Annotated in this window: 5 protein-coding genes, 1 pseudogene and 1 other annotated feature; of the genes and pseudogenes, 2 read left to right on the top strand and 4 right to left on the bottom strand. The window is 36.9% G+C overall.

Going from position 1 to position 6,761, the window contains the following annotated elements:
- Positions 1 to 528 precede the first annotated feature (528 nt).
- The 3 genes and pseudogenes from DES48_RS10475 to DES48_RS10465 all read right to left on the bottom strand — a co-directional run.
- Positions 529 to 724 (bottom strand): annotated as a pseudogene (locus tag DES48_RS10475) (GNAT family N-acetyltransferase); the annotation flags it as partial.
- 90 nt (positions 725 to 814) lie between these two features.
- The gene (gene leuS, locus DES48_RS10470) at positions 815 to 3,235 is read right to left on the bottom strand and encodes a leucine--tRNA ligase (protein ID WP_113869010.1); all 2,421 of its coding nucleotides are present in this window, start codon (positions 3,233 to 3,235) and stop codon (positions 815 to 817) included.
- A gap of 84 nt (positions 3,236 to 3,319) precedes the next feature.
- Positions 3,320 to 3,542 (bottom strand) — a binding site (T-box leader).
- A gap of 83 nt (positions 3,543 to 3,625) precedes the next feature.
- Positions 3,626 to 3,901 (bottom strand): DUF2524 family protein, encoded by a 276-nt coding sequence (locus DES48_RS10465; RefSeq protein WP_079710972.1) that lies wholly within the window; start codon positions 3,899 to 3,901, stop codon positions 3,626 to 3,628.
- Positions 3,902 to 4,083: 182 nt separating this feature from the next.
- Between DES48_RS10465 and mnmL the strand changes: the two genes are divergently transcribed.
- Together mnmL and mnmM are read left to right on the top strand one after the other, a co-directional pair.
- Positions 4,084 to 5,046, top strand: coding sequence for a tRNA modification radical SAM protein MnmL/YtqA (mnmL, locus tag DES48_RS10460; protein WP_079710971.1), 963 nt, complete (start codon positions 4,084 to 4,086; stop codon positions 5,044 to 5,046).
- Positions 5,040 to 5,606 (top strand): tRNA 5-(aminomethyl)-2-thiouridylate-methyltransferase MnmM, encoded by a 567-nt coding sequence (gene mnmM / locus DES48_RS10455; RefSeq protein WP_113869008.1) that lies wholly within the window; start codon positions 5,040 to 5,042, stop codon positions 5,604 to 5,606. The genes mnmL and mnmM overlap by 7 nt, the downstream gene beginning before the upstream one ends.
- Positions 5,607 to 5,616: 10 nt before the next feature.
- Here mnmM and DES48_RS10450 read toward each other — a convergent pair whose 3' ends face one another.
- A complete protein-coding gene (locus tag DES48_RS10450; RefSeq protein ID WP_281269238.1) occupies positions 5,617 to 6,696 on the bottom strand; it encodes a tetraprenyl-beta-curcumene synthase family protein in 1,080 nt (359 codons plus the stop codon).
- Positions 6,697 to 6,761: the final 65 nt, after the last annotated feature.

Genomic DNA, 6,761 nt, shown 5'->3' with positions numbered 1-6,761 from the left:
ACCTAATGTGCTTTTATGAGATGTCTTTACTCATAACTTGACTAGCATGTTACTTCTTACCATATTGGTTGTTTTGTTCAGTTTTCAAAGATCAATTGTTTACTGACACATCGTTTCGTGCGACAGTAATTACATCTTATCATCCGCCGTTATTTTTGTCAACATTTTTTATTTTCACTTTGTTGTCTTTTGCAACAGCGAGACTAATATTACAGGATACTTAGATTAAAGTCAATTGTTTTTCAACAGAAAAATTAACCAATGAAGTATTTAAAAACATAAACTGTGCAAACACGTTCTCCAGCTTAATTCTAAACACAAAATAAGTTATGATATACCAAGCTTAGTTGTGCATGAAATTTTAAACTTATTTTTAGTGGTCTGATAAAAGTCAGTGTTACAATTAAAATAAAACAGTAACTTCTAACTTTGTAGAAATCACTATTTTTTATGTGGTTTATTTACCTAACTACCCATACGTTTGAGTGTAGATATGAACAAGGAAGGACAATTACAATAGCGGTTATCCTAATCACTTTTTAGTATCGCCATAATAATCTCATCAGACAATGAATTAGTGTAAATTAACGACTGGCGTAACACGCCTTCTTACACGAATCCTACTTTTTCGTAGGCTCGAATTCCACGTAGATTATAACTAAATACTCCTAACTGTAGTCGATTTTACTCTAAGATGTTTGAAAACAAAATGTACCTGCACTTTAAAATCTCCCTGCTTCTGAGATCTTCTTCATTTTATCATGGTTCACGCAAAAAGAACCTACGCGTTACAACGCATAGGTCCTTATTGAGGTTAGTTAGCAACTATATTGACAAGCTTACCAGGTACAGCAATCACTTTTCGGATCGTTTTTCCTTCTAGTCTTTCTTTAATTGTTTCATTTTCTAATGCTTTTTGTTCTAATTCTTCTTTTGAGGCATTTTTATCTATCATGATTTTAGCTCTAACTTTACCCATCACCTGAATAGCAATTTCCACTTCATTCTCTACTAGCTTCGCTTCATCGAATGCTGGCCATGCTTGATAAGCAATCGTTTCATCATGACCAAGGATGTGCCATAGTTCTTCTGCAAGGTGCGGTGCAACAGGAGATAGCAGCTTTACAAAGCCTTCTGCGTAATCTTTTGATATTTCATCAGCTTTATAAGCGTCATTTACAAAAACCATCATTTGTGAAATACCAGTATTAAAGCGAAGATCCTCAAAGTTCTCTGTTACCTTTTTGACTGTATCATGATATACCTTCTCTAATGAGTCACTTGTCACACTGTCTACTACTTTTGCTGATAGTTGATTCTTTTCTTCTGATACAAATAAACGCCATATACGATCTAAGAAACGTCTAGCGCCATCCAAGCCATTGGTTGACCATGCAACAGAAGCGTCTAATGGTCCCATGAACATTTCATACAAACGTAGTGTATCTGCACCGTGTGTTGCAATAATCTCATCTGGATTCACGACATTCCCTTTTGATTTACTCATTTTTTCGTTATTCTCTCCAAGAATCATTCCTTGGTTGTATAATTTCATAAAAGGTTCATTCGTAGGCACTACGCCGATATCATACAAGAATTTATGCCAGAAACGAGCATACAATAAGTGTAACACCGCATGTTCTGCTCCACCGATATAAATATCCACTGGGAGCCATTTCTTCAAGTCATCGTAGTCTGCTAATTTCGCTGTATTATCTGGATCAATAAAACGTAAGAAGTACCAGCAGCTACCTGCCCATTGTGGCATTGTATTTGTCTCTCTTCTACCTTTCATACCCGTTATCGGATCGACAACATTTACCCAATCATCAATATTCGCAAGTGGTGATTCACCTGTGCCTGATGGTTTGATCTCTGTTGTTTTTGGGAGTACTAATGGTAAATCTTCTTCATTAACCCCTGTCGTTGTTCCATCCTCCCAATGAATAACAGGAATTGGTTCTCCCCAATAGCGCTGGCGACTGAACAACCAATCACGCAATCGATACGTTACTTTTCTTTCTCCTTTGTTATGCGTTTCTAACCAGTCAATCGCTTGGTTAATACCTTCTTCTTTGTTTAAACCATTCAAGAAATCAGAGTTAATATGTTTGCCATCACCTACATAAGCTTCCTTCGCGATGTCGCCACCTTCTAGTACAGGCACGATAGACAAATCAAATTTTTGGGCAAATTCATAATCGCGTTCATCATGTGCAGGTACAGCCATGATCGCTCCAGAGCCATAGCTCATTAGCACATAGTCTGCAATCCAGATTGGTAGTTTTTCACCATTAATTGGATTAATTGCATAACCACCTGTGAACACACCTGTTTTGTCTTTTGCTAAATCAGTACGTTCTAAGTCACTTTTTGTTTTTACTTGATCTAAATACGCAGTAACTGCAGCTTGCTGATCCACTGTTACTACTTTATCTACTAATGGGTGCTCTGGTGCAAGGACAGTATAGGTTGCACCAAACAATGTATCTGGTCGTGTCGTAAAAGCAGTAATTTTCTCATCAGAACCGTCAATATCAAACGTTACTTCTGCCCCTTCTGAACGGCCAATCCAATTGCGTTGCATATCTTTGATGCTTTCCGGCCAATCTAATTCTTCAAGATCTTCTAAAAGTCGATCAGCGTAGGCAGTAATTTTTAACATCCATTGTTTCATTGGTTTACGTTCCACAGGATGTCCGCCACGTTCACTTTTTCCATCGATTACTTCTTCGTTCGCAAGCACGGTTCCTAATGCTGGACACCAGTTTACCGGAACCTCATCAACATATGCCAGACCTTTTTCATATAATTTCAAGAAAATCCATTGGGTCCATTTATAATAATTCGGATCTGTCGTGTTCACTTCACGATCCCAATCATACGAAAAACCGAGCTCTTGAATTTGTCTACGAAAGGTATCAATATTTTTTCGCGTGAAAGCTTCTGGGTCATTCCCGGTGTCTAACGCATATTGCTCAGCAGGTAAACCAAAAGCATCCCACCCCATTGGATGTAACACTTCATACCCTTGCATACGTTTCATGCGTGAAATGATATCCGTAGCGGTATAGCCTTCTGGATGACCTACGTGAAGACCAGATCCAGATGGATAGGGGAACATATCCAATGCATAAAATTTTTCCTTGTTTGTTTTGGTATTGCTTTTAAATGTTTTATTATCTAGCCAGTAATTACGCCATTTTTTTTCAATTACTTTATGGTCGAATGACATGAAAATAATGCCTCCTTCTAAGGTTATGTATTAGTCGATTTCGGAACGTTTGTTCTATATACGTAAAAAAGACTCTCCATCCCAAAATGGGACGAGAGTCTTCCCGCGGTACCACCCAAAATTAATGTCCGACTTTGCAGACACTCACTTTTTTTATTCTTTAACGCAGAATCACACGGCAGCAACTACTTATGTTCATCACTACAACATTAAAGGCGAGTTCACGAATCACAAGGATAACTTTCACCAACCGTTATCTCTCTAGTTTACTTGCGACTTTGTTACTATTCCTCATCATTGTTGTTCCTCTTATTGTATACGTATTTTAAAAAAAACGTTCCTATTTGTCAAGCGGCTACAACACCAAGTTTAGAAGGTATCAGAAACAACTTAATCAAACAATTGAGTTTGATCTAAGATCATGTCATTCAAATAAGCACTAACCTGTAAATGTAAACGATGTAACTGTTCTCTTTGTTGATGGTTAGCACTATCCATTAATTTATTAATTTCTGCATCTAAATTACTCAAGTGTCTCTGCGCACGATCATAGGATTCATTTATCTCATAGCCATTTCGATTTGCTACATTTAATTGATCTTTTGCTTCGCTTAGTACGTTTTCAGCTTTTTCGATGATATTTTCTATTGACTGTCTTGTTGCCATTAAATCACCTCGTGGCTAGCTTCTGTAATTATGAAGAAATCATACATAAGGAAGTGATTTTAGTTCCTCATTCGTGCTACAATAATTGATATGCGAAAAATCTTTTTCTATACAAGAAAAAGAAACTGCCTCTTAGAAGAAGCATGAAGTTGAAAACACATAAGTTAAAAGGAGTTTTATTGTTGCAAAATCCATTTCCTTATTCGTTTGATCACAAACGATATCATTCATGGAATTATCATTTAAAAAACACGTTTGGACAGAAAATATTTAAGGTTGCACTTGATGGCGGATTCGACTGCCCAAATAGAGATGGTACCGTAGCACATGGCGGCTGCACATTTTGTTCTGCTGCAGGCAGTGGCGACTTTGCAGGAGATCGTGTCGATGATTTAGAAACACAATTTAACAAAGTAAAAGATAGCATGCACCATAAATGGAAGGATGCAAAATATATGGGTTATTTTCAAGCCTATACAAACACGCATGCACCTGTAGCTGAACTTAGAGAAAAATTCGAAAAGATCTTAAAACAAGAAGGGGTTGTTGGTCTTTCCATTGCAACCAGACCTGATAGTTTGCCGGATGACGTTGTCGAATATCTAGCTGAATTAAATGAACGTACCTATCTATGGATAGAATTAGGTTTACAAACCATGCACCAAGAAACGTCTGATTTAATTAATCGTGCCCATGATATGGATTGCTACCTTGAAGGTGTGGAAAAGCTACGCAAACACAATATTCGAGTTTGTAGCCACATTATTAATGGTCTACCTGGTGAAGATTATCAAATGATGTTTGATACTGCCAAGGCTGTTAGTGAGATGGATGTCCAAGGGATTAAGATTCACTTAATGCACTTATTAAAAGGAACACCAATGGTGAAACAATACGAAAAAGGACAACTTCAATTTTTATCCCGAGAAGATTATATTAAACTTGTTGTCGATCAGCTAGAGATCCTTCCAAAAGAAATGATCATTCATCGTATTACTGGCGATGGACCACCGGAATTATTGATTGGCCCCATGTGGAGTATGAATAAATGGGAAGTATTAAACAGTATTGATGCAGAACTAGACCGCCGAAACAGCTGGCAAGGGAAGTATCACAATACACATGCCAAGGTGCTCTCATGCTAAAGCCTGTTATCCCATTTGCACATGAGTTACTTGAACAAGTAATCAAGCCGGGTGATCTTGCAGTAGATGCAACTTGTGGCAATGGGAATGATACACTTTTTCTTAGTCAAGTAACTGGACAAACTGGCAAAGTTTTAGCTTTTGATGTACAAGAACAAGCTATTGAAGAGACGAAGAACAAACTAGCACAACATAATCAAACCAATGTTGAATTACATTTAGATGGACATGAGAACATTGATAACTACCTACAAAAAGAACAGCAAGGACAAGTAGCTGGCGCAATCTTTAATCTTGGCTATTTACCAAAAAGTGATAAGACGATTATTACCAAAGCTGCTACTACCATCGAAGCAGTATCCATATTAGCCGCTAATCTAAAACCAGGTGGAAGAATAGTACTTGTTGTGTATCACGGTCACCCTGGAGGAGCGGAAGAAAAAGATGCGCTTTATGATCACCTAACCGCACTTGACCAAGCACATTATCGGGTGCTGCAATATGGTTTTATTAACCAGATTAATCAGCCACCATTTATTTTAGCTATTGAAAAAAAGTAAACCCAAGAAGTTACGCTTCTTGGGTTTTTCCCTTCAGACGATTATATAATTTGATATTTATGTGAAAGAACGTCGAACGTATACCACTGGCTTGCAAAAGCATTCGAGTTATTTGTTTGCCATTTTGTAAATCTTTTACTTTAGGATCGGCTAGATATAAACCAACTAAACCATTATGGACCATTTCATGAAAATGTTTATGTGGCAATAGTTGAACGCTTTTGTTTGTTTGCTTAATAAAAAATAATAACCGCTCTTTTAAATGTGTTTCATCCCGATAATAGTTACAAAAATTCAGATCATCTTCCTCCAAATCTTCTTGTTGATCAATGTAGTAATCAAGCAAGATGTGTAACCCTTGCATAAATGGAAAATAACTTTCAAGAATGTTTTCCGCTAATGAAACATTCATTTTCCCCCCCATCGCGTAGCCAATCATACAAAAAATACCTAATGTTGACCCACTTGATGCAGAAAATTCATACCAACTTAAAGATGGCCATTTTTCTTTAAAATTTTGAAACCAGTTTTCTAACCTGGGAATTCTCTCTTCTTTTTTTACATGTTTATGTACTTGAAGATCACTATATAATTGCTCTAGACGCAAGCAATAACTTTGTATCATTTCATATGACGGTATACTCCTTAAGGCTTCTTGACAAGTTTGGACTAGGGCAGTCAAATATCCACCATCATTTTGGTCTTCTCTGAATTGATAATAATTCTTCACAGCAGCCTCTGGTGACAATGCATCTTCCATTGATTGATGAAGCATACGGAAATCTTTCGGATCTAATGAAGTGCTTCGATCACACAAATTATCCAAATAATCACTTATCGTTTGATACGCTACAATGAATTGAATGGCATCTTTCCATCTTGCTTCAGCCAATACACTATACACACTTCCACCTTGGCAGTGAAATTTTTTTGAGCTTATACTTGCTAAAGCTTGCTCTCTTAATTCTATATTTGGAATCGCATCTGCTTTTGTTTTCCAATAATGTAACTGCTTTGATACTTCAGGAAAAATCTTTTTAAATACAGAGCGCATCAATAATGGTGCAAATCGGGTAACTTGGTGTCGCAACGTTCATACCTCATTTCTTTCAAACATTCATTATTTGCTTATTATACAGTATACCATGCATTACA

The organism is Paraliobacillus ryukyuensis (genome assembly GCF_003315295.1).
GTDB lineage: Bacteria > Bacillota > Bacilli > Bacillales > Amphibacillaceae > Paraliobacillus > Paraliobacillus ryukyuensis.
The sequence above is the reverse complement of the archived record's forward strand: the minus strand, read 5'-3'. Positions and strand labels throughout refer to the sequence as shown.